The sequence below is a fragment of the Streptoalloteichus tenebrarius genome, from assembly GCF_024171885.1.
In the GTDB taxonomy this organism is placed as follows: Bacteria; Actinomycetota; Actinomycetes; order Mycobacteriales; family Pseudonocardiaceae; genus Streptoalloteichus; species Streptoalloteichus tenebrarius.
In genome coordinates this window covers 188498-211207 of sequence record NZ_JAMTCP010000006.1, presented here as the reverse complement: position 1 = coordinate 211207, position 22710 = coordinate 188498, and the positions used below count along the sequence as shown (strand labels likewise).

At 71.9% G+C, this 22710-nt stretch carries 18 protein-coding genes; 9 read left to right on the top strand and 9 right to left on the bottom strand.

Annotation, left to right across the window (positions count from 1 at the left end; genetic code table 11):
* Positions 1–606: 606 nt before the first annotated feature.
* Positions 607–2571 carry a PIG-L family deacetylase gene (locus tag LX15_RS09035; protein WP_253669040.1) on the bottom strand — a complete coding sequence of 655 codons (1965 nt, stop codon included), beginning with the start codon at positions 2569–2571 and terminating at the stop codon, positions 607–609.
* Between the two features lie 232 nt (positions 2572–2803).
* On the opposite strand from LX15_RS09035, the gene LX15_RS09030 reads away from it, so the two are divergent.
* From LX15_RS09030 to LX15_RS09010, 5 genes are all read left to right on the top strand, one after another.
* Positions 2804–4273, top strand: coding sequence for a glycosyltransferase family 2 protein (locus LX15_RS09030; RefSeq protein WP_253669039.1), 1470 nt, complete (start codon positions 2804–2806; stop codon positions 4271–4273).
* Positions 4270–4794, top strand: coding sequence for a GtrA family protein (locus LX15_RS09025; RefSeq protein ID WP_253669038.1), 525 nt, complete (start codon positions 4270–4272; stop codon positions 4792–4794). The genes LX15_RS09030 and LX15_RS09025 overlap by 4 nt, the downstream gene beginning before the upstream one ends.
* Positions 4791–7055 (top strand): glycosyltransferase family protein, encoded by a 2265-nt coding sequence (locus tag LX15_RS09020; RefSeq protein WP_253669037.1) that lies wholly within the window; start codon positions 4791–4793, stop codon positions 7053–7055. Before LX15_RS09025 ends, LX15_RS09020 begins: the two co-directional genes overlap by 4 nt.
* Complete coding sequence (gene glf / locus LX15_RS09015; protein WP_253669036.1) at positions 7052–8266, top strand: UDP-galactopyranose mutase; 1215 nt, start codon at positions 7052–7054, stop codon at positions 8264–8266. Before LX15_RS09020 ends, glf begins: the two co-directional genes overlap by 4 nt.
* A gap of 147 nt (positions 8267–8413) precedes the next feature.
* Positions 8414–10666, top strand: coding sequence for a putative glycosyltransferase family protein (locus LX15_RS09010; RefSeq protein ID WP_253669035.1), 2253 nt, complete (start codon positions 8414–8416; stop codon positions 10664–10666).
* A gap of 117 nt (positions 10667–10783) precedes the next feature.
* On the opposite strand, the gene LX15_RS09005 is transcribed toward LX15_RS09010, so the two are convergent.
* From LX15_RS09005 to LX15_RS08980, 6 genes are all read right to left on the bottom strand, one after another.
* Positions 10784–11032: a hypothetical protein gene (locus tag LX15_RS09005; RefSeq protein WP_253669034.1), complete on the bottom strand. Its 249-nt coding sequence runs from the start codon at positions 11030–11032 to the stop codon at positions 10784–10786.
* Between the two features lie 230 nt (positions 11033–11262).
* Entirely contained in the window at positions 11263–12204 is a 942-nt protein-coding gene (gene glfT1 / locus LX15_RS09000) for a galactofuranosyltransferase GlfT1 (protein WP_253669033.1), read from the bottom strand.
* On the bottom strand, positions 12201–13001 hold the full coding sequence (gene wzt / locus LX15_RS08995; RefSeq protein WP_253669032.1) for a galactan export ABC transporter ATP-binding subunit Wzt/RfbE: 801 nt from the start codon (positions 12999–13001) through the stop codon (positions 12201–12203). The genes glfT1 and wzt overlap by 4 nt, the downstream gene beginning before the upstream one ends.
* Positions 13002–13016: 15 nt before the next feature.
* Complete coding sequence (wzm, locus tag LX15_RS08990; RefSeq protein ID WP_253669031.1) at positions 13017–13886, bottom strand: galactan export ABC transporter permease subunit Wzm/RfbD; 870 nt, start codon at positions 13884–13886, stop codon at positions 13017–13019.
* Between the two features lie 47 nt (positions 13887–13933).
* The gene (locus tag LX15_RS08985; protein WP_253669030.1) at positions 13934–14794 is read right to left on the bottom strand and encodes a TylF/MycF/NovP-related O-methyltransferase; all 861 of its coding nucleotides are present in this window, start codon (positions 14792–14794) and stop codon (positions 13934–13936) included.
* Between the two features lie 591 nt (positions 14795–15385).
* Positions 15386–15943: a bacterial proteasome activator family protein gene (locus tag LX15_RS08980; RefSeq protein ID WP_253669029.1), complete on the bottom strand. Its 558-nt coding sequence runs from the start codon at positions 15941–15943 to the stop codon at positions 15386–15388.
* Between the two features lie 116 nt (positions 15944–16059).
* Between LX15_RS08980 and LX15_RS08975 the strand changes: the two genes are divergently transcribed.
* Positions 16060–17259: a cysteine desulfurase-like protein gene (locus LX15_RS08975; RefSeq protein WP_253669028.1), complete on the top strand. Its 1200-nt coding sequence runs from the start codon at positions 16060–16062 to the stop codon at positions 17257–17259.
* A 55-nt stretch (positions 17260–17314) separates the two neighbouring features.
* Positions 17315–18010: a class I SAM-dependent methyltransferase gene (locus LX15_RS08970; protein WP_253669027.1), complete on the top strand. Its 696-nt coding sequence runs from the start codon at positions 17315–17317 to the stop codon at positions 18008–18010.
* A gap of 210 nt (positions 18011–18220) precedes the next feature.
* Here the strand turns inward: LX15_RS08970 and LX15_RS08965 are convergent, their stop codons facing one another.
* Positions 18221–19210 (bottom strand): NAD(P)H-quinone oxidoreductase, encoded by a 990-nt coding sequence (locus LX15_RS08965; RefSeq protein WP_253669026.1) that lies wholly within the window; start codon positions 19208–19210, stop codon positions 18221–18223.
* A gap of 63 nt (positions 19211–19273) precedes the next feature.
* On the opposite strand from LX15_RS08965, the gene LX15_RS08960 reads away from it, so the two are divergent.
* Complete coding sequence (locus LX15_RS08960; RefSeq protein ID WP_253669025.1) at positions 19274–19945, top strand: GNAT family N-acetyltransferase; 672 nt, start codon at positions 19274–19276, stop codon at positions 19943–19945.
* A gap of 89 nt (positions 19946–20034) precedes the next feature.
* Positions 20035–21564 carry a M28 family metallopeptidase gene (locus tag LX15_RS08955; RefSeq protein WP_253669024.1) on the top strand — a complete coding sequence of 510 codons (1530 nt, stop codon included), beginning with the start codon at positions 20035–20037 and terminating at the stop codon, positions 21562–21564.
* Positions 21565–21725: 161 nt separating this feature from the next.
* On the opposite strand, the gene ypfJ is transcribed toward LX15_RS08955, so the two are convergent.
* Positions 21726–22658, bottom strand: a complete 933-nt coding sequence (gene ypfJ, locus LX15_RS08950; RefSeq protein ID WP_253669023.1) for a KPN_02809 family neutral zinc metallopeptidase — start codon at positions 22656–22658, stop codon at positions 21726–21728.
* Positions 22659–22710: the final 52 nt, after the last annotated feature.

Genomic DNA, 22710 nt, shown 5'->3' with positions numbered 1-22710 from the left:
GCCGACGACACGATCGTCGGCCCGCCCCTTTTGTCGTGTTCCCCTGACTCCCGGACCACCCGTTTAGTGATCTTCGGGGTGAATGTCCGACTTGTGCTCGGCGCGCGGCCCCGACCGACCTCGACGAGGCCCCTACAGCCCTGTAGTAGGGGGAGCCCCCTTTTCTTATTCTTCCGGTGTGGTCTGACGTTGTGGCCGTGTTCTGGGGTGCATGGCTGGAGGTTCGCCCGGCCGTGCGGGAAGGGTGCCGAGCTGGGTGGACGCTGCGCCGAGGGGTTGGACGCGGCGTGCCCAGCGTGGCCCGGGGCGAGTGAGATGGCTTTCCTGAATGAGCGGTTACCGCTGCGGTGGGCTTGTGAGAACAAGCGGGAGGATGTTCGATTGCGACGAATCCTTGCCCGCGATCCGGGGAAAATCGGGGCTGCTGCTGAAAACGGCTCCGCGAGCGTGCGGGCAATGGTGCGATTTAGTGACCCGATCGTGGCCCTCTAGCCTTTAGTAGAGGGGGAACCCCCATTATTTATTCTTCCGGTGGGGTCTGACAGTTTTGCCGGGGTCGGCGCGGTGCGGCGTCGAAGATCCTTCGATCGAGTGATGTTGGGTGGGTCAGCGGTTGTTGTGCCGCTGGTCCGTGACGAGCTGGCCGTCCGGGCCGATGCCGAGCATGACCGGGCCGCCGTTCCGGTCGGTCGCCGCCGCCGGGCAGTCCACGATCGCCCGGTCCACCGCCTCCGTCCCCTTCGGGGAACCGTCGGCCGAGGACAGGGTGGTCGTGTCGACCCGACCCGAGCTTCCCCGCAGGTAGACCCGCAGCCCGTCCCGCCCCGCCACGACCGCCGGCGCGCACCCGCTGCCGGCCGTCGGGGCGCTGGCCGCCGCCCTCCGCCACTGCTGGCCGTCGGCCTGCTCCAGGAAGCTGACCAGCTCCAGGCTGTCCGCGGCCTGGTAGACGACGGCGAGCCGACCGTCCTGCCGCCGCGCCACCGCCGGCGGGCCCGCCGGGACCGGCCCGTCGCCCAGCTTCGGGCGCAGCCTCATCCGCTCGCCCCGCCGTTGCTGCGCCCAGTGCGCGATGCCGCCCCGCGTGTGGCCGAACACCTGCGCCCTGCCGTCCCGGTCCACCGCCGCCGCGAGGCCGTCCTGCACGTCGGAACCGCCCAGGTCGTCCCACTCCAACCACCGGTCCCGCTCCTCCAGGACGCGGGCGCTGACGCCCCCGCCGCCGTTGCGCACGACGACCGTGACCCGGCCGTCGGCGTCGGTGAAGGCGGTGGGCACGCCGATGTCCCGTTGCTGGGTCTGACCGGTCTGGGCGTTCGGGTTGCCGAGGCTGGTCCAGGTCGGCGCCCAGGCGCCGTTGGGCTCGGACTGGGCCAGCGTGACGATCTCGTGGGTGTCCAGCCGCCGGCCGAAGACACGCAGCCGCCCGTCCTGCCCGGTGGCGGTGGACAGCCACGGCGCGAGCGGGCCGCCGGCGTCGGGCAGCGCGCTGGGCGCGTCCCAGCGCCCGTCCTCCCGCTGCCGCCAGCTCAAAACGCCGAGCCCCAGCACGGCGAACGCCTGAAGGCGCCCGTCCGCGTTGCGCCCCACCCAGGAGTGGCCGCGTGACCAGCGGTAACGCATCCGCCCCTGCCACGCCGCGTAGATCCCCGTGGTGAACGCCAGCCGGTCGTGCCGCACGTAGTCGGCGAACACCTCGGCCTTGTCCCTGCGCTGGTCGGGGCCGAGGTTCACCGGCGTGTCGGCGACGTTGTAGTCCCGGTAGTTCAGCTTGACGAACCGGGGCTGCTGCCCGCCGGCCCCGTGCCGCCGCACGGCCTCCTCCGCGAACCGCGCCGTCATCACGTGGTCCGGGTGGTCGTGGAACGGCTTCCAGTTGGTGGTGTAGCGGGGGTCCGGCTGGGGGTCCTGGACCCGTACCACGGTCGGGTGAAATCGGTCGAGCAGGCCGGTGAGCACGTCCACCACCGCCGCCCGGTTGTAGGTGAACGCCCTCGGCACGGCCGCGCGCGCCGGCACGACGCTCTCGACCTGCTGCTCGTTGGTCCGGTCGTGCCACAGCCGCGTCAGCGTGCCCCGACCGCCGCGCGGGAGCGGGTCGGCGTCCTCGGGCAGGTTCACGAACACGAGCTGGACGTCCGGTCGCGCCTTCAGCGTGTACAGCTCGACCTGGCGGTCGCCGACCGGCAACGCCTCGGCCCGCCAGTCGTCGGCGACGCCGGCCATTCGCGCGTAGGCGGCCCGCGCGCCGGCCTGCCGGTTCGCCGCGTACTCGGCCCGGTCCGGCACGTCGGCCTCGCCCGCCGTCAGGAACACCGTGGTGGTGGGCTGGCCCGCCCGCACGTCCGCGCTCAGGTCCGGGTTCATGAACAGGATGTCGTCGTCCTGGTGCGCCACGACCTGCACCGACCTGGCCTGGACGGCCGGCCGCTCCTCGGTCGGCCCCGGCGCGGGGGCCGGCTCGGCCGGGCCGGAGCAGGCGAGCACGACCGCGACGGCGGTCAGGGCGGCGAGGGTGCCGAGGGCACGGCGGAGGCCGGGAGCGTCGAAACGGCGCCACGTTCCCCGCACCAATCGCTCCTCCTGACGGTGTCCGCGTTGCTGCCTGCTTTTGGGCGAACCTTAGCCATCATGGGTCAATGACGGGCACAGGGCTGCCGTTGGCGCACGCAACAGTGGGTGATAGACAACCCTGGGTTGGCGGTTGCGTCCTAATACGACGTGGCGGGGGTCCGTGGCGTCCCGCCGGACGGTCGACGAAATTCGTGGCGGAGCGGTTCATGCCTGACGTCAGGGGAGTGACATGCGGCTCTCCGTGGTGATCCCGTGCTTCAACGAGGAGCACGGCATCGATCGCCTGCACGTCGTGCTCGCCGAGGTGCTGCCGGGGGTGAGCGAGGACTTCGAGGTCCTGCTGGTCGACGACGGCAGCCAGGACGGCACCCTGCCGGCCCTGCGCCGGCTCGCCTCGGCCGACCCCCGGTTCCGCTACCTGGCGCTGAGCAGGAACTTCGGCAAGGAGGCCGCGATGCTCGCCGGCCTCAGCCAGGCCACCGGCGACGTCGTCGCGATCATGGACGCCGACCTCCAGCACCCGCCCCAGTTGCTCGCCGGGATGGTCGCGCTGCTCGGGCAGGGCCACGACCAGGTGGTCGCGCGGCGGACCAGGTCCGGCGAGCCGACCGTGCGCCGCCTGCTCTCCCGACTGTACTACCGCATGATCAACAAAGTCGTCGACGTCGAACTGGAGGACGGGGTCGGCGACTTCCGCGTGTTGTCCCGCCGCGCGGTTCGCGCGTTGCTCTCCCTCGGCGAGTACAACCGGTTCTCCAAGGGGTTGTTCGCCTGGATCGGCTTCGACACCGCGGTCGTCGACTACGACAACGTCCAGCGCGCGGCCGGCAGCAGCAAGTTCACATTCCGGAAGCTGCTCAACTACGGCATCGACGGCGTTGTTTCGTTCAACAACAAACCGCTGCGCGCCGCCATCTACCTGGGCGGCCTCGTCACGGTCCTGTCCTTCGCCTACGCGGCGTTCGTGCTGGTCGACTCGTTGACCAGGGGAGTGGACGTCCCCGGGTACGCGACGTTGATGGTCGGCGTCGCCGGCCTCGGCGGCCTGCAACTGCTGTTCCTCGGGGTCCTCGGCGAGTACCTCGGCCGCATCTACTACGAGACCAAGCGCCGGCCGCACTTCCTGGTGAAGGAGGCCAGCGGCGTGGCCGACCCCCCGGTCAGCGTGCCGCTGGGGCCGCACGCCGAGCAGATCGCGGAGTTCGCCGACCACCTGGACCTGCACGGCCACGCCCCCGCCTTCCAGCACGGCGCCGCCGCCGGCGCGGCGGCGGCCTCCGGTCCGGCGCACGCGCCCACGACGGCGGACCGGGCCGTGGCGGCGCCGTCAGCGCTGGACCCCGCGGTGGTCGGCCCGGGAGCCGCCGGCCCGGCGCGGGTGGGATCGCCGCGGGAGGCCCCGTCGGGAGACGATCTCCCAGGACGTGCCCGGGCACAGGAGACCAGCCCCGGCGCCCTCGACGGGGCGAACGACGTCACCAGCGGCAAGGACGTCACCGGCGCGAACACCGCGACTGGTGAGAACAACGCGACCGCTGCGCAGAACGCGACCGCTACACAGAACGCGACCGCTACACAGAACGCGACCGGCGCGAACACCGCGACCCGCATCATGAACGAGGACGACGCGGACCGCGCGGAGGACGCGGAGACGAACGCGGCCGGGAGGGACGCGGTGCGGGAGGGCACGCGGCGGTGAGCCAGTCGACCGGAACCGGCGCGACACGCCTGGCCAGGATGCTGCGCTTCGGCGCCGTCGGCGTCGTCAACACCGGCGTCTACTACGGCCTCTACCTGCTGTCCCGCACGGTCATCCCGTACCTGGCCGCGCACGTGCTGGCATTCGTGCTGGCGATGGTCGGCTCGTACTTCCTCAACTGCTACTTCACCTTCCGCACCCGGCCCACCCTCCGGAAGTTCCTGCTCTTCCCGCTGTCCAACCTGACCAACTTCGTGGTGCAGACCGTCGGGCTGTACCTGCTGGTGGACGTGCTGGGGACGAACGAGCGCATCGCGCCGCTGCTGGCCGCCGCGGCGGCCATCCCGATCACCTTCCTCGTGGCCCAGTTCGTGCTCGTCGATCGGGCGGCCACCCGCCCGGCGCCCGGGGCCGCCCCGCCACCGGCCGCGCCCGCCGCCGAGGGGCCGCCCGCCGCCGAGGGGCGGCGCGCCGCGCCGGACCGGCGGCTGCCCGACGAAGAAGTGGAGAAGACCCAGTGACCACCGTGTCCGACCCGCCCGAGGTCGAGCCGGCCACCCCGGTGGCCACCGACGCCTCCGACGCGCCGGACGGTGGCCGCTGGCGCGCCGTGGCCGTGCCGCTCGGGGTGTGCCTGCTCGTCGCCGCGCTCGCCCTGATCCCGCTGCTCGGCAACCGCACCTTCTACTTCTGGGACGACAGCGCCGCGCAGTTCGTGCCCATGTGGAACGCCCTGGGCGAGCGCATCCTGGAGGGCAACTGGCCGCCGCTGCTGGACCTCGACGCCTGGATGGGCGGCAACCTCGCCGCCGAGGCGTTGTTCGGCGTCTGGAACCCGGTCAACGCGGCCAACTACGTCCTGGTGGCGTCCCTGGGCGACCTCGCCGTCGCCGGGGCCGTGGTCAAGACCGAGTTCCTGGTCCTGCTCGCGCTCGGCGTGTACCTGCTGTGCCGGGAGTACGGCGCGGCGCGCTGGTCGGCCTCCGTGATCGCGGTGGCGCTGCCGTTCTCCGGCTTCACCCTCTACTTCGAGGCCAGCACCTGGGCCGCCGGCCTGATGGCGTTCACCTGGGTGCCCTACGTCTGGTGGTCGGTCCGCAGGAGCGCGCGGGGCCGGATGCTCGCCGTCTGGCCGTTCCTGTTCGGTGGGCTCGCCATCACCGCGGGCAACCCCTACGGCCTGCTCGCGGTGTGCGTGGTGTTCCTGGGGCTGCTCGTCGAGTTCGCCCTGCGCGGGCAGCGCCGGGCCATTCTGCGGGTGCTGCTCGTCGGGCTCACGATGGTCGGATTCGCGCTGCTGGTGTTCCTGCCGTTGCTGGGCAACTCCTCGGTGAGCTGGCGGGGCGGCAACTCCCTGCGCAACGACCGCCAGCTCGTGCCGACGCTGTCCGACGTGCTCAACATGAGCATGCCCAGCTTCGTCCCGTCGATCACCTCGTTCGCGCCGGGCTCGATCCGGATGACGGTGCCGGCGACCTACTTCGCGTGGTTCGTCCTGCCGCTGGCCGCCTGGCTCGACTGGGGGGTGCTGCGGCGGCGCTGGCGGAGCCTCGCCGGCGCGCTCGTCGTCGGGGGTTGCTACCTGGCCGCCACCGTCGGCCCGTCGAACCTGTGGATGTTCCGCTGGCCGTTGCGCCTGGTCGAGTGCGTCTTCCTCGGGCTCGGCGTCGTCCTCGCCGTCGTGCTCGGCGCGGGCCTGCGCACCGACCACGCCCGCCGGCGGATCGCGGTCACCGCGCTGGTCATCCTGGTCAGCGGGTACCTGGCGTTCGCCGCGTGGCCCAAGCTGTCGCCCCGGCACCTGGTGTCGATGGGGCTGTTGGCGCTGCTGACCGCGACCGCGGTCGTGGTCTTCCTGCGCGCCCGCCGATGGCTGGCCGTCGCGCTGCACGGCGGGACCGTCGTCACCCTGCTGCTGATGATCACCTGGTTCCCGGGGAACAGGGACGTCACCAACCACGACTTCCCGCACTCCGTGGCGGCGATCCGCCACGACTTCGCCGAGCGGTACCAGGGCACCACGTTCCAGATCGCCGACCCCTGGTTCATCAGCAACCCCTCCACGCGCCCCGCGGAGCCGTGGCGGGACGTCCTGTTCGGCAACATGTACCGGGCGGCCGGCGTGGCGAGCACGACCGCCTACACCGGCATGGGCAACCGCTTCATGGCCGAGGAGCTGATGCTGACCTACCTGGGCGGGGTCCACGCCCAGGCCAAGCCGCCGACGTACGAGCGGCTGACCCGGCCCACCCCGGTCGGCCCGTCCCTGGCGGACCTGATGCGGGTGAACACGATCGTGGTGCAGCGCCCGCTGCTCGACTCGCCGCCGCCCCCGGCGGGCTGGCGGGTCGCGGAGCGCAACGACGCGGTCACCGTGTTGCGCCGCGAGGCCCCGCTGCCCTGGCCGGACGGGCGGCTGTCGTTCGCCTCGGCCAACCTGAGGGTCACCGCCGACGTCAAGGACCACCAGCGCACCGAGAACGTCCGGTTCGAGCGCTCCGGGGCCGGACAGGGCCAGCTCGTGTTCGCCCGCCTCGCCTGGCCGGGTTACACCGCGCAGGTGAACGGCGTGGACGTCCCGGTCCGCACCGGACCGGGCGGGCTCGTCGTCGTCGACATCCCGGACGGCGTGCGCGGCGGCGAGTTGCGCCTGCACTGGAGCCCGCCCGGCGTGACGGTGGGCCTGGTCACGATCGGGGCCGGCCTGCTGGTCGCGCTCGCGCTGTCCGGTTACCAACTGCGGTCGCGCCGTCACCCGGCCCGGTTCGGGGTGTCCGAATGACGCCGGTACCCTGGCGCTCCGTGAGCTTCGCAGGCTATGACCTGATCATCGTCGGTTCCGGGTTCTTCGGCCTCACCATCGCCGAGCGCACCGCCACCCAGCTCGACAGGCGCGTGCTCGTGCTGGAGCGGCGCGACCACATCGGGGGCAACGCCTACTCAGAGCCCGAGCCGGAGACCGGCATCGAGGTGCACAAGTACGGCGCGCACCTGTTCCACACATCGAACAAGCGGGTGTGGGACTACGTGAACCAGTTCACGAAGTTCACGAACTACCAGCACCGCGTGTACACGATCCACAAGGGGCAGGTCTACTCGATGCCGATGGGCCTGGGGATGATCTCCCAGTTCCTCGGCCGGTACCTGACCCCGGACGAGGCCCGCGCGTGGGTCGCCGAGCACGCGGCCGAGGTCGACAGCGCCGAGGTCAGCAACCTCGAGGAGAAGGCCATCAGCCTGATCGGCCGCCCCCTCTACGAGGCGTTCATCCGGGACTACACCGCCAAGCAGTGGCAGACCGACCCCAAGGAGCTGCCCGCCTCGACGATCTCGCGGCTGCCGGTCCGCTACACCTTCGACAACCGCTACTTCAACGACACGTGGGAGGGCCTGCCGGTCGACGGCTACACCGCGTGGCTGGAGCGGATGGCCGACCACCCGAACATCGAGGTCCGGCTCGGCGTCGACTTCTTCGACGTGCGCGACCAGCTCCCGGCCGGCGTGCCCGTCGTCTACACCGGCCCGCTGGACCGGTACTTCGACTACAGCGAGGGCGAACTCGGCTGGCGCACCCTCGACTTCGAGACCGAGGTCCTGCCGACCGGGGACTTCCAGGGCACGTCGGTGATGAACTACGCCGACGCCGACGTCCCCTACACGCGCATCCACGAGTTCCGGCACTTCCACCCCGAGCGGGCCGACCGCTACCCGCGGGACAAGACGGTCGTGGTGCGGGAGTACTCCCGGTTCGCGGAGAAGGGCGACGAGCCCTACTACCCGATCAACGCCGTCGAGGACCGCGCCAAGCTGGAGCGCTACCGCGAGCTGGCCCGCCGCGAGGCCAGGGAGAACAAGGTCCTGTTCGGCGGCCGTCTCGGCACGTACAAGTACCTCGACATGCACATGGCCATCGGGTCGGCGCTGAGCGTGTTCGACAACAAGATCAGCCCGTACTTCACCGACGGCGCCACCCTCGACGGGTCGCTGGACTGACCCCAGTCCGGTGAGGCCGGCGTGACGGGAACCCCGGACGCCGGCGACGACGAACGCCACCGGTCCGCCGGCGCGCCCTCCCCCTCGGGAGGACGCGCCGGCGGACCGCCCGTTACCCCGAACCGTGAGCGAGTCAAGGGAATCCCGATGAGCCTGACCAGGACGGAGGCCGCCGAGGCGGCCGGGCACGAGCCGGCGGCGCAGCGCCCGGCCGGCGACGTGGGGCGCAGAGCCGCCCCGCTGTCCATGTTGGTCCTGGTGGTGATCGGCGCGGTGTTCCCGCTGCTCCGCTACCGGATCTTCTACGCGATCGACGACACCGCGGCCGTCGGCATCCCGGTGTGGCGCAGGATGGGGCAGGCCCTGACCGAGGGCCGCGTCCCGTTCCTCGAACTCGACATGTGGCGGGGCGGCAACTTCGCCGCCGAGGCCGCCACCGGCATCTGGAACCCCCTGGTCGACGCCCTGGCCGTGACCACCTACCAGATCGACAACATGGCGCTGGCCATGACCGTCGTGAAGGTGACCTTCTTCCTGGTCATGGCGGGCGGCGTGTACCTGCTCAGCCGCTCCTACGGCGCCACCCCGTGGCTGGCCGCCGCGCTCGGCGCCGCGATGCCGTTCAGCGGCTACAACCTGTTCATGGACGCCGAGGCGTGGGTCAACGCCGTCATGGTCACGGCGTTCCTGCCCTGGGTCCTGTGGGCGGCGCGGCGCGCGCTCGCCGGCGGCGGCTCCCTGCTGCCGGTCGTGGTCTGCGGCTTCCTCTGCGCGGGCACCGGCAACCCCTACGGCCTGCTCGGCACGGCGGTGGCGATCTTCGCCGCCCTGGTCGAGGCGTGGGTGAACCACCGGCGCAACCGCATCGGCGGCCTCGTGCTCGCCGGGGGCACCATCGTGCTCCTCAGCGTCGTCGTCTACCTGCCGTTCCTGCTGACCTCCTCGGTCGGCTTCCGGGCCGAGCAGGGCACGCACAACAGCGAGTTCCTCTCCCCGACGCTCAGCGACCTGCTCGGCCTGAGCACGCCGAGCTTCGAGCCCTACGTCAACATCTGGGGCACCGGGTACATGACCTTCCCCGGGGTCTACCTGGCCTGGTTCGTGCTGCCCCTGGTGCCGTGGCTGCGGTGGCGGACGCTGGTCGAGCGGTGGCGCGACCTCGGCGGGCTGCTCACCTTCGGCGCGGTGTTCCTCCTGATGGTGCTCGGCCCCGAGCAGCTCTGGATGTTCCGGTGGCCGGCCCGGCTGCTGCCGTACCTGCTGGTCGCCGTCGCCGCGTTGTTCGCGGTGCTGGCCAGCCAGGGGCTGGAGCGCACGCACGCCGCGCGGCGCACCGGCGCGTCCGTCGTCATCGTCCTGCTCGGCGCGTACCTGGCCTGGTCGGATACCCCGCAGTTCTGGGCCCGCCACCTCGTCGGAGCCCTCGTGGTCCTCGCGCTGGTCCTGGTGCTGGTCCGGCTGGGTGTCAGCAAGCGCGCCGGCGTCGCGCTGATGATGGTCGGCACCCTCGCCGTGCTGAACCTCCAGCTCTTCTGGACCCCGACCAACCAGAACGTGGACGCCTACCAGTTCCCGACCAGCCAGCAGCTCGTCCGCGACCGGTTCGACCAGCGCTACCCGGGCGTCACCGTGCAGATCGCGGACTTCGGCCACGTGCCGCTGGGCGACCGGTACCCGGACGGGGCCTACCGCGACATGCTCTTCGGCTCGAACTACAGCGCGGCCGGCGTCGAGGCCCTCAACGCCTACAGCGGCGTTGGCTTCAACGCCATGGACAACACGCTCTGCATGATCTTCCAGGGCTCGACCTGCCCCGAGGCGTGGGACGCGCTGTGGAAGAAGCCCGCCGGCGCGGACCGGCCACTGGCCGACCTGCTGCGCGCCGAGACCGTGGTGGTGCAGAACGCCCTCACCGACACCAGGAACGCGCCCGCCCCGCAGGGCTGGCGCCGGGCCGAGGTCACCGACCGGGTGACGGTGTGGCGGCGGATCGCCCCGCTGCCGCTGCCCGAGGGCCGCGTGTCGGCCGCGACGGGCGTCGAGGTCACCGCGGACCGGATGACCGACCGGATCGGGGAGAAGGTGAGCTTCCGGCGCACCGGCGAGGGCCGCGCCTCGCTGACCTTCGCCCGGCTCGCCTGGCCCGGCTACTCGGTGACCGTCAACGGCAGGGCCGTCGAGTGGCGCACCGGCCCGGCCGGCCTGCTCACGGTCGACCTGCCCGACGACGCCCGGCAGGGTGACGTCGAGGTCAGTTGGGCGCCGCCGGGCTTCGGCCCTGGCATGGCGGTCTTCGGCGTGGGCGTGCTGAGCGCGCTGCTGCTCCACTTCGTGCCGGTGCTGCGGCGCCGCCGGCGGACCTCCGCCCCGGCCGAGTCCCCGGCCGGATCTCCTGCCTGATCGGTGAGCGGCCCCGAGGGGGGCGTGAGGCGAGGAACGCCTCACGCCCCCCTCGGTCGTTCCGGGGGACGCCCTCAGGCCGTCAACGCGTCAGGGACGTGGCGTTGGTGGGGACGTTCACTTCTGCCCGTAGCCGTACATCCGGCTGGTGCCGTTCAGCGGCGCGATGTGCGCCGTCGCCACGTGAGCGAAGTTGACCACCAAGGTGGTGCCGTCGGCCCCGGCGACGTCCCACGTCTGCCCGGTCTTCACGAGCTGGTGCAGTCGCTGGTCGAGGTCGGCGGCCCTGTCCTCGGCCAGGGCGATCCAGACCGGCTCCCCGCCGCCGACGAGGTGCAGGACGAGGGCTTGCTTGGCTGCGCTCATGCGCCCACGGCACCACATCGGGTCCCCAGGGGGAAGGCCGGTTCACCCCGGGCAGACACCTTCAGCCAGGGGCGAACCACCGCGCCACACGGGCGGGAGCGGGCTCCCCGGCCGGGAGGGGGCGCCGCGGGCGGGAGGGGGCGCCGCGGGCGGGAGCGGGCGCCCTGACGACACCGGCCCGCCGACCTGGCACGAGGCGGTCGACGGGCCGGCGGGGACATGCCCTCGTCTCACTTCCGGAAGAAGCGTTCCCTCCGGCCGAGCCGCACGAGCCGCAGCCACTCCAGGAACGCCTTCGGGTCCCGGCGGACGCCGAGGAAGTACAGCCCGAACCGCAGGACCTCCAGCAGCCCCAGCTTGCGCATGCCCGGCTGGGAGAGCAGGTACCCGCGGTTGCGGTAGGTGTAGTAGCGCTTGACCTCGTTCTCCGGGTCCTGCGCGTGCAGCCGGCCGCCGAGCATCGGCTTGAACTCGCCGGAGCCGTTCGGGTGGGCGAACACCGCGCGCAGCGTGGTGCCGAACGGCAGCCCGCTGCGCAGCAGGCGGCGGTGGATCTCCACCTCGTCGCCCCGGAAGAACAGCCGGTAGTCCGGGACGCCCACCACGTCGAGGGTGGAGGCGCGGAACAGGGCGCCGTTGAACAGCGAGGCGATCCCGGGCAGGAAGCCGTCCTCCGCGCCGGGCCCCTCCAGCTCGCCCGTGCCCCGCTTCCAGGTCAGGCCCCTGCGCATGGGGAAGGCCAGCCGCTCCGGCCGCTCGATGTCGACCACGACCGGGGAGACGGCGGCCAGCCCGCGGCGCCGCGCCTCCTCCAGCAGGGTCTCCAGCACCCGCTCGTCGGCGGGCCTGCCGTCGTCGTCGCCCAGCCAGATCCACTCCGCGCCCATCGCGAGGGCGTGCAGCATGCCCAGCGCGAAGCCGCCGGCGCCGCCGAGGTTGCGGTGCGAGGCCAGGTAGGTGCTGGGGATCGGGCAGTCGGCCACGACGTCCTCGGCCGGCTGGTCGGGGCCGTTGTCCACGACCACCAGGTGGTCGGGTGGCCTGGTCTGCGCGCCGATCACCTTCAGCGACTCGGCGAGCAGCTCCCTGCGGTGCCGCGTGACGACGACGGCGACCACCGCGCCCCCGGGCAGGGGGGTCTGCGGCCGCGCGGGGGACGCCGACTCGCTCATGCGGTACCGCCGACCGCCGACAGCCGCTCCAGCACGTGCTGCGGCATGTTCTCGAACGGGTCGTGGCCCTTGTAGGCGGTGAGCACCTCGCGCAGCCCGCCCTGCATCCTGACCCGCCCCTGGTCCATCCAGATCGCCGAGTTGCACAGCTCCATCAGGAACTCGTCGGAGTGCGAGGCGAAGACCAGCAGGCCGGAGCGGCGCACGAGGTCGTTGAGCCGGTCCCGCGCCCGCTCCAGGAACGCCGCGTCGACCGCGCCGATGCCCTCGTCCAGGAGCAGGATCTCCGGGTCGATCGAGGTCACCACGCCCAGCGCCAGGCGCACCCGCATACCGGTGGAGTAGGTGCGCAGCGGCATGTTCAGGTAGTTGCCCAGCTCGGTGAAGTCGGCGATGTCGTCGACCCGCTTCTCCATCTGGGCGCGGGTCATGCCGAGGAACAGGCCACGGATGATGATGTTCTCGTAGCCGGAGATCTCCGGGTCCATGCCGACGCCGAGGTCGAACACCGGCGCCACCTTGCCGACCACGCGGGAGTTGCCCCTGGTCGGCTCGTAGATGCCGGAGAGCAGACGCAACAGGGTGGACTTGCCGGCGCCGTTGTGGCCGACCAGGCCGACCCGGTCACCGTGGCGCAGCGAGATGTTGATGTCCTGCAACGCCTCGATGACCGGCACCTTGGTGTCGTTGCTGATCTTGCCGCCGGCCTTGCCGAGCACGGCCTTCTTCAACGACCGCGTCTTGGCGTCGAAGATGGGGAACTCGACGGACGCGTTCCAGACGTCGATGCTGACCATGTTCTTCGGCCTCACTCACACCCAGTAGGAGACGCGGGCACGGTAGTTCCGGAGGAAGATCGCCGCCAGCCCGGTCAGCAGCACCGTGGCCACCAGCACGACGGCCCAGTGCCGCCAGACGATCGTCTGGCCCAGCATCGGCTGCCGGATCATCTCCACGTAGTGCAGGAACGGGTTCAGCTCCGCGTACTTCACCCGGGGGCTGTTCTTGAGCAGCGTCGAGTCGTAGATCCACGCGACCGGGGTCATGAAGAAGAGCATCTGCACGACGCTGCCGGTGATCGGCGGGATGTCGCGGAACCGGGTGCTGACGATGCCGACGAACATCGACACGACGAGGCCGTTGATCATCAGCAGCACGAGCGCCGGAATGGCGAGCAGCATGCTGAAGCTGATGTGCCCGCCGTACTTCCACGGCGGGAAGATCAACAGCACGGCCACGTAGACGACCAGGTTGTGCAGGAACAGCAGGGTCTGCCGCCACACCAGCCGGTAGACGTGCACGCTGATCGGCGCCGGGAGGTGCTTGATCAGGCCCTCGTTGGCGATGAAGACGTTCGCGCCCTCGTTGACGCAGCCGCCGATGAAGTTCCAGACGATGAAGCCGACCGCGACGTAGGGGAGCTGGCGCTCCAGCGGCTGGCCCATCAGGCCCGAGTACAGGATGCCCAGCGCCGTCGCGGTGACGGCCATGCTGATCGTGATCCACAGGGGACCGATGACCGAGCGACGGTACTGCTGCTTGATGTCCTGCCAGCCGAGGTGAGCCCAGAGCTGGCGGCTCTTCCAGCCCTGGCTCAGGTCGTGACGAGCCCGCGCGAAGCTGCGTGAGGGCGCGGGCGGAGGTGCCTGGTCAGGCTGCTCGACGGTGCTGGGGGATTGCACAGTTAGTGAGGGTACCGGCGGGTTTCGGCTGACCTGTCAGTGGTCCATCACATACCCGTGATCCGAGCGATCACCTGCTCGTTGTCGACCGTGTACCCCTCGTAACGGAATTCGATACCCGACTCGGCCACGTACTCCTGCCAGGCGCGGTACTCGTGGTGCTGCCATCCGGGGTAGTTGAAGAACTCGTCGAACACGACGACGCTGCCCACCCGAAGGCGTGGCCCCACATGGCGCAACACCGTGCGCGTGGAGGAGTAGAGGTCGGCGTCCAGGTGGAGGAACGCCACCGGCCCCTCGTGCTCGGCCACGAACGAGGGCAGGGTGTCGTCGAACCAGCCCACGACCAGCTCCGCGCCCGGCACGTCCGGGAGCTGGTCCCGGTCGAAGGAGCCGGCGGGGAAGCCGGTGCGCCAGTCCTCGGGCAGGCCCTGGAACGAGTCGAACCCGTACACCTCCCTGCCCTCGCGGGCGGCGGCGATGACCTTGAGCGTGGTGCCGCCGAACACCCCGAACTCCAGCGCCATGCCCTCCACCTCGGCGGCCAGGGACAGGCCGTGCTCCAGGGTGGCCAGCGGGTGCGGGAAGGTGGGCACCGTCCCCATCACGGCCCTGGCGAACTCCGCGCTGGTCATGGCGGCGGCGTACTCGTCGTGGTAGGCGAGGTCCCGGCGCGCGCGGTGCTCGAACCCGGCGATGGCCTGGAGCATGCGGTCGGCCTCGTCCCGCGTCTCGGCCAGCTCGCGGCGGACGGCGCGCAGCTCCTCGTGCAGCTCCCTGGTCTCGGCGCGGAGCGTGTCGATCTGGTCAGCCTGACGTCGGTGGTATCTGCCGACGACCTCGTCGACGACCCGCGCCGCCTTGGCGCGGAGGGTGAGACGAAGGTGGTCGATGGCCGGGTACCGCACGGTTGACGTCCTTCCGCGTTCCACTGCCGCTCCCGTCCCGCCTTCCGTTGCGGGGAGGGCAGGAGGGCATGGGGTCGTCCACTCCAGTGAGTAGTTGGTCGTGCATCCTAGGTGACGACGAGGTGAGTGCTGCCACAGAGAGTTGCTCACGACGTCGGCCCGCCTCATCACCTCCGCGATCTCGCCCGCGGCCCCTTCCCCACGCTCTCCGACTACCCCGACCGCGCGTCAAGCTCGCGCTGGCGTCAGGTGTCGGACAGCACGGCCACGTGGTCCGCTCCCCGTCGAAGCCCCTCTCCACCGTGTCGAACGCTGGTCCACCGGCCGAACCCCGTCGATCCGCTGTCGCGACCGCCGGGGAGGAACGTCCCCAGTTGTCCACACAGTTATCCACAGCACTGTGGATAACTTGGGGATAACTCCGAGTTGTCCACAGGGTGAGTCCTGGGGACACCCGTTTCCGCTGGTCGGAGGCCGCACTTCCGGTACGGCCCCGTTCCGGGAAGCACGACGGGCCGCCTCCCCGACGCCAGAGGCGGCCCGTTCTCGTCAGCCCATCGCCCGTCCCGGGGGCCGCCGGCCCCCACGGGATCACAGGTACTGGCCCGTGCTGTGGCCGTGCCCGGTCTCGGACTGCGCCTTGCCCGGCGGCAGCGCGCCCCTGCGCATCTGCTCAAGCTGCACCCGCGCGGCCATCTGCTGCGCGAACAGCGCGGTCTGGATGCCGTGGAACAGGCCCTCCAGCCACCCCACGAGCTGGGCCTGCGCCACCCGCAGCTCCGCCTCGGACGGCGTCGTCTCCTCGTTGAACGGCAGCGTCAGCCGCTCCAACTCCTCCCGCAGCTCGGGCGCGAGCCCCTGCTCCAGCTCGTGGATGGACGACCGGTGGATCTCCCGCAGCCGGTTGCGGCTCGCCTCGTCCAGGGGCGCGTGCCGCACCTCCTCCAGGAGCTGCTTGATCATCGTGCCGATGCGCATCACCTTCGCCGGCTGCTCGACCAGGTCGCTGACGTCCTGGCCCTCGCCGGACCCCGCCGACTCGGTGGGCTGGGGCACGCGCGCCGTGCCGATCGGCGTGCCGTCCTGGCCGATCACCACGATGCGGTGCTCCTGCTCCTGACCTGCGGTGCTCTCGCTGGGCTGGTTCATACCCCCATCCTGGCCCGTGGGCGAGGACGCCGGCGAGGGGGTCGGCGGGGGCGGGGCGGCGCCGACTGCCAGCCCCGGCCGTCACAAGATTTGGCGTCCTCCGTACGGTGTCACGCATGGCGTTCGACGTCGCTCGGGTACGTGGGCTGTTCCCCGCGCTGGGCGACGGGTGGGTGCATCTCGACGCGCCCGCGGGCATGCAGGTCCCCGAACAGGTGGCGACCGCGGTGTCCACAGCGCTCCGCGCACCCGTCTCCGGGCCGGGCGGGATCTTCCCTGCCTCGCAACGGGCCGAGGCGATCGTGGAGGCGGCCCGCAGGGCCGTCGCCGACCTGGTGGGCGCGGAGCCGGGCGGGGTCGTGCTCGGGCCGAGCGCGGCCGTGCTGCTCCAACGGCTGGCCGACGCCCTCGGCGACGGCTGGCTGCTGGGCGACGAGGTCGTGGTCTCCCGGCTGGACCACCCGGCGAACATCGCGCCGTGGCAACGCGCCGCGCAGCGCTCCGGCGGCACCGTCCGCTGGGCCGAGATCGACATCGAGACCTGCGAGCTGCCCGCGTGGCAGTACGACGACCTGCTGTCCACCCGCACCAAGGTGGTGGCGTTGACCGCCGCGTCCGGCGTGGTCGGCACCCGGCCCGACCTGCGGGCGATCACCGAGGCCGCCAGGGGCGTCGGCGCGCTGGTCGTGGTGGACGCCTCGGCGGCGGCGCCGTTCGTGCCGCTGGACATGGCCACCATGGGCGCGGACGTGGTCGCGGTGTCGGCCTCCGCGTGGGGCGGGCCGCCGGTGGGCGCGCTGGTGTTCCGGGACGCCGGGATGCTGGACCGCCTGCCCTCCGTGGCGTTGGAGCCGGGCGCGCGCGGCCCGGAGCGACTGGAGCTGGGGCCGCACGCCTACCCGCTGCTGGCCGGTCTGGTGGCCTCCGTCGACTACCTCGCCGAGCTGGACGACGCCGCGGTGGGCCCGCGCCGCGAGCGGCTGCTCACGTCGCTGGGCTCGGTCAAGGCCTACCAGGCGGGACTGCTGGCCAACCTGATCAGCGAGCTGCGGGCCCAGCGGCACGTGATGGTCATCGGCGACGCCATGCGCCGCATTCCCGCGCTCGCGTTCACGGTCACCGGGACCAAGGCGCGCGACGTGGTCGAGCACCTCGCCGACCGGGGCGTGTGCGCCTTCTCCGACCCCGGCCAGCACGGCGTGTTCGCCGCGCTGGGCGTGGGCGAGGTCGGCGGCGCGGTCCGCGTGGGCCTGGCCCACTACACGAACGCCGCGGAGGTCGACCAGCTCGTGCGGGCGGTGGCCGAGCTGGGCTAGCCGGTCCGAGCGCCGCCGGCCCGACCGGCGCGCCAGGAGCGTCGCGGGAGGTCACGTGGACGGGTCGCTGGCACGGGCGGTGGCCGACCTCGGCGCGTGGCTCCGCCTGGCGCCGCTGCTCACCGAGTACCTGCCCTTCCCGGAGCGGGCGCTGCGGCCGTCGGCGTTGGCCGCGTTGCTGGACGAGGTGCTGGTCGGCAACCGCACGGTGCTGGTGGAACTGGGCAGCGGCCCGTCGTCGGTGGTGCTCGCCCGCCTGCTGGCGCGACGCGGCTTCGGCCGGCTGCTGTCGATCGAACACGACGAGCGGTGGGCGGCGTTCGTGAACCTCCAGCTCCGCAGGGAGGGGCTGCACCACCTGGTGCGCGTCGTGCACGCGCCGCTGACGCCACACCCCGCGGCGCTCGACGGCCTCCCCTGGTACTCGCCGACGCTCGTGCGCGACGAGGTGACGGCGTACGTGGAGCGCTTCGGCCTGATCGACCTGCTGCTCGTCGACGGACCGGATCTGCCGACCGCGCCGCCAGCACCGACAACGCCGTCAGCGCCCTTGGGGGAGGGCAACCCCGGACTGGTGCGGTACCCGGCGATGCCGGTGCTGCGGGGCGCACTGGCGCCAGGGGCGAGCCTGCTGGTGGACGACGTGGAGGCGAGCGCCGCGGTGCTGAACCGGTGGGCGGACGAGTACGGCACGACCTTCCGGCGGAGCCCAACGTCCGGCCTCGCCCACTGCGTGCTCGCGCCGGTCTGAGCCCGTCACACCCCGGCTCCCCGGCGCTCCCCACTCCCTGTGGTCAGCCCCCACCCGCCCTGGGGGGCGAGCCCTGCTCCAGCCTATCCGGGCTCGCCCCCCGGGCCAAGGACGCGCCACTGGCCTGTGGACAACTCGCGCCCCTGTGGATAACCAGGGGTCGAACAGCGAAAACGGGTTGCGGGCATCGCCGCTCGGGAGTAATGGGGCTCAGTCGCGCACCTTGAGGATGATCTTGCCGACCACCCCGCCGTCCTCCATCATCTGGTGGGCCCGCGTGGCCTCCCGCACCGGCAGCGTCGTGTGCACCACCGGCCGCACCCTGCCCTCGGCGATGAGCGGCCACAGGTGCTCCCGCACCGCGGCCACGATCTCCGCCTTGCCGTGCGGGCCCTCCACCGGCCGGCCGCGCAACCCGGTGCCGGTCACGCTCGCCCGCTTCGTCAGCAGGGTGCCCAGGTCCAGCTCGGCCCTGCGGCCGCCCTGCATCCCGATCACCACGAGCCGGCCGTCCATGGCGAGCACGTCGACGTTGCGGGCCAGGTACGCGGCGCCCATGTTGTCCAGCACCACGTCAGCGCCGTGCCCGTCGGTGGCCTCCTTGAGCGCCGACACGAAGTCCTGCTCGCGGTAGTCGATCGTGATGTCGGCGCCCAGCTCGCGGCACCGCTCCAGGCGCGGGCCCGAGGCCGTCACCGCGACCCGTGCGCCCAGCGCCTTGCCGACCTGGATCGCGTGGGTGCCGATGCCGCCCGAGCCGCCGTGCACGAGCAGGACCTCGCCCTCCCGCAGGCGCGCGCCCATCACCACGTTCGACCACACGGTGCAGGCGATCTCCGGCAGGCTCGCGGCGGTGACGAGGTCCACGCCGGAGGGGATCGGCAGGAGCTGCGCCGCGGGCACGGCGACCCGCTCGGCGTACCCGCCGCCGGCCAGCAACGCGCACACCTCGTCGCCGACGCGCCAGCCGGTCACCCCGGGGCCGATCGCGGCGATCGTGCCCGAGCACTCGAGCCCGAGGACCTTGGACGCGCCGGGGGGCGGCGGGTAGAAGCCCTGCCGTTGCAGGAGGTCGGCCCGGTTCACGGCCGTCGCGGCGACGTCGACCAACACCTTGCCGGGGCCGGGCACCGGATCGGGCAGGGCCGACCACCGCAGCACTTCGGGACCACCAGGCTCGCGGACCGTGATCGCGTACATGTGTCGACGCTAACGGAGGAAACTCCGTGGCCGCACGACGGGCCCGGTGGTCAGGATCGCCGGATGGCGGAAACTCCCGACCCGTGGCCCTTGCGCCATCTCGTGCTGCGCACCCCACGCCTGGAACTCAGGCCCGACGACGACCCCGGCCTGCTGGAGTTGGCCGAGGAGGCCCGACTCGGCGTCCACCCACCGGACGAGATGCCGTTCGCGGTGCCCTGGAGCGACGCCCCCGCCGAGGAGCTCGGCCGCAACATCCTCCAGTTCCACTGGTCGCAGCGGGCGGCGCTCCGACCCGACGACTGGTCCGTGCACTTCCTGGTGCGGCGGGACGGCAGGGTGATCGGGACGCAGGGGATCAGCGCGAAGGACTTCGCCGTGACCGGCGAGGTGCGGACGGGGTCGTGGCTGGGGCGGCGACACCAGGGGAGGGGCTACGGCGTCGAGATGCGGGCCGCCGTGCTCCAGTTCGCGTTCTCGTTCCTGGGCGCCCGTCAGGCGCGGTCGGACGCGTTCGAGGACAACGCCGCCTCGCTGGCCGTGAGCCGGAAGCTCGGCTACGTCGACGACGGCACGGACTGCCAGGCCCGTCGCGGCCGGCTGGCGGTCCAGCGCCGGCTGCTGCTGACCGGGGAGCGGTTCGCCGAGCACTCGCCCGGATGGCGGGTGGACGTCGCCGGAGTGGACGGATGCCTGCCGGTGCTCGGGGTGCGACACCGACGATCGACCCCTTGACCCGGAGTGACCCAGGCGACAGGCTTCGCCGGATCGGGTACCGATTCGATGTGTTTCGTTACCCAGAGTAGTGATGAGGGGAGCTGTCCATGGCTTCTGCCAGACGCGTGCTGTGGAGCGCGTTCGGCGCGGTGTCCTGCGCCGCGATCACCCTGGCCGCCGCGCCAGCCCACGCCGAGGCGGCCGCCGCGGCTCAGGACGGGCCAGCCCTGGCCAGGCAGTTGGTCCGCAAGGTCAGCGTGGAGGGGGTGAACCGGCACCTCGTCGCCTTCCAGCGCATCGCCGACAGCAACGGCGGGCGCCGCGCGTCGAGCACGCCGGGGCACGAGGCGTCGGTCAACTACGTCGCGGGCAAACTCCGGGACGCCGGCTTCGACGTCACCGTCCAGGAGTTCCCGTTCACCTACACGGAGACCCAGGCCGAGCGCCTCACGGTCGGCGGGAAGGACCACCGGATCCTGCTCATGCGGTACTCGCCGTCCACCCAGAAGGGCGGCGTCACGGCCCCGTTGGCGGCCGTGCCCGTGGACGAGACCTCGGGGTGCGAGGCCGGCGACTACGCCGGTGTCGACGTCAGGGGCAAGATCGCGCTCATCCGGCGGGGCGGCTGCGGTTTCGCGCAGAAGCAGCAGGCCGCCGCGGAGGCCGGCGCGGTGGCCGCCGTGATCTACAACAACGAGGACGGCGAGCTGAACGGCACCCTGGGCGAGCCCGGCGCGGCCCGCATCCCGACCGGAGGCGTCACCAAGGCCGCCGGCGAGGAACTGGTCAGGCAGGCCGGGCAGTCCGCCACCCTCGAACTGCGGTCCCTCCAGGAGCAGCGCACCACGAAGAACGTGATCGCGCAGACGCGCACCGGACGCACCGACAACGTCGTGATGGCCGGCGCGCACCTGGACAGCGTCACCGAGGGCCCCGGCATCAACGACAACGGCACCGGCTCGGCCACCCTGCTGGAGACCGCGCTCCAGCTCGGCAGCCGGCCCAAGGTGAACAACGCCGTGCGCTTCGCGTGGTGGGGCGCCGAGGAGTACGGCTTGGTCGGCTCCACGTACTACGTGCGCAACCTCGGCTTCGAGCAGCAGCTCGACCTCGCGCTCTACCTGAACTTCGACATGCTCGGCTCGCCGAACGCCGCGTACTTCGTCTACGACGGTGACAACTCGGACAAGACCGGCTCCGGTCCCGGCCCCTACGGCTCGGCGCAGATCGAGAAGGCCTTCACCGACTACTACGCCTCGCGGGGCATCCAGACGGAGGGCACCGACTTCGACGGCCGTTCCGACTACGGCGAGTTCATCGCGAAGGGCATCCCCGCGGGCGGCGTGTACAGCGGTGCCGAGGGGATCAAGACGCAGGCTCAGGCGGCCAAGTGGGGCGGTAAGGCCGGCGTGGCCTACGACCCGTGCTACCACCACGCCTGCGACAACCTCGGCAACCTGGACCGCACGGCGTTGGACCGCAACGCCGACGCGGTCGCCTGGGTCATCGCGTCCTACGGTGTGAGCACGGAGGACGTCAACGGCGTGCCGCCGAGGGCCAAGCGGGCCGAGGCGCGGGCGAAGCAGCACGCCACCGTCGCCACCACGCACGCCAGCAAGGGCGAGAACCTGCGCTGAGAACGGTGCGCCGAGGATGGGCGCGCCGAGGACGGGAAGAGGGGGTCGGGTGCCATGCGCCCGACCCCCTCGCCGTTCCCGTCGTCCGTCCCCGCGCGCCACGGTCCACCTAGGACGTCCACAGTGGACAGAGGGTCGCGGGCGCCGCGGCGCCCGCCACCTCAGCCCAGGTCGTGGGTGTCGAAGGTGTTGCACCGCGCGGGGTCGCCGGACTGGATCCCCGTGGTGAACCACTTCTGGCGCTGGGTGGAGCTGCCGTGGCTGAACTTGCTCTCGTTCACCCGTCCACTGCCCAGGTTCTTCTGGATGTAGTCGTCTCCGATCCTGGCCGCGGCGTCGAGGGCCCGGTTCACGTCGTCCTGCGTGATCTCCGCGATCAGCGGCTTGCCGCTCGCGGTCGGGGTCCGCGTCGCGTGGTGCGCCCACACGCCGGCGTAGCAGTCGGCCTGGAGCTCCAGCCGGACCGAGCCCGAGGTGGGGCCGGTCTCCCCCGGCCGCACCCTGCCCGACGTGCCGAGCAGGTTCTGCACGTGGTGGCCGTACTCGTGGGCGAGCACGTACGCCTCCACGAACGGGCCGCCCTGGGCCTTGAACCGCGAGCGCAGGTCCTTGAAGAACGACAGGTCGATGTAGACCTCGGAGTCGGCGGGGCAGTAGAACGGGCCCACGTCGGAGGTCGCGCCGCCGCAGCCGCCGGTGTTCACGCCGCCGGTGAAGAAGTTCGTCGGCGCCTGCCGGTAGGTCCGGCCGGAGCGGGCGAAGTAGTCCGACCAGTAACCCTGGATGGAGTTGATGGTCGCCACCAGGGCGCAGTCCTGGTCCCGGTTGGCGTCGGCCCCGGTCTTGCACTTCGCCTGGAGCTGGCTGTTGTCCGCCTGCTGGCCCGGCGAGAGCCGGTCGAGCGACAGCCCCGGTGGGGCGCCGGTCCCCGCGCCCCCGCCGCCCCCGAACTGGTTGAGCAGGACGAAGAGCAGCAGGCCGACGAGGCCCAACCCGCCACCGCCGAGCGCCACTCGGCCACCGATGCCGCCACCGGACCCCCGCAGGTCCTCGACCTGCGAGGTGTCGAGTTCGGCGTCCTCGTTGAACCGCACCGCATCCTCCCGGAGCGAGAGCGCCCGCAGGGCGGGCTGTCGACGTCAGCGT

Coding starts and splice junctions, on each gene's coding strand:
- LX15_RS09030 (WP_253669039.1), top strand. CDS start 2,804: ATGCGGCTCTCCGTGGTGATCCCGTGCTTCAACGAGGAGCACGGCATC.
- glf (WP_253669036.1), top strand. CDS start 7,052: ATGACGCCGGTACCCTGGCGCTCCGTGAGCTTCGCAGGCTATGACCTG.
- LX15_RS09010 (WP_253669035.1), top strand. CDS start 8,414: ATGAGCCTGACCAGGACGGAGGCCGCCGAGGCGGCCGGGCACGAGCCG.
- LX15_RS09005 (WP_253669034.1), bottom strand. CDS start 11,032: ATGAGCGCAGCCAAGCAAGCCCTCGTCCTGCACCTCGTCGGCGGCGGG.
- glfT1 (WP_253669033.1), bottom strand. CDS start 12,204: ATGAGCGAGTCGGCGTCCCCCGCGCGGCCGCAGACCCCCCTGCCCGGG.
- wzt (WP_253669032.1), bottom strand. CDS start 13,001: ATGGTCAGCATCGACGTCTGGAACGCGTCCGTCGAGTTCCCCATCTTC.
- LX15_RS08980 (WP_253669029.1), bottom strand. CDS start 15,943: ATGAACCAGCCCAGCGAGAGCACCGCAGGTCAGGAGCAGGAGCACCGC.
- LX15_RS08975 (WP_253669028.1), top strand. CDS start 16,060: ATGGCGTTCGACGTCGCTCGGGTACGTGGGCTGTTCCCCGCGCTGGGC.
- LX15_RS08965 (WP_253669026.1), bottom strand. CDS start 19,210: ATGTACGCGATCACGGTCCGCGAGCCTGGTGGTCCCGAAGTGCTGCGG.
- LX15_RS08960 (WP_253669025.1), top strand. CDS start 19,274: ATGGCGGAAACTCCCGACCCGTGGCCCTTGCGCCATCTCGTGCTGCGC.
- LX15_RS08955 (WP_253669024.1), top strand. CDS start 20,035: ATGGCTTCTGCCAGACGCGTGCTGTGGAGCGCGTTCGGCGCGGTGTCC.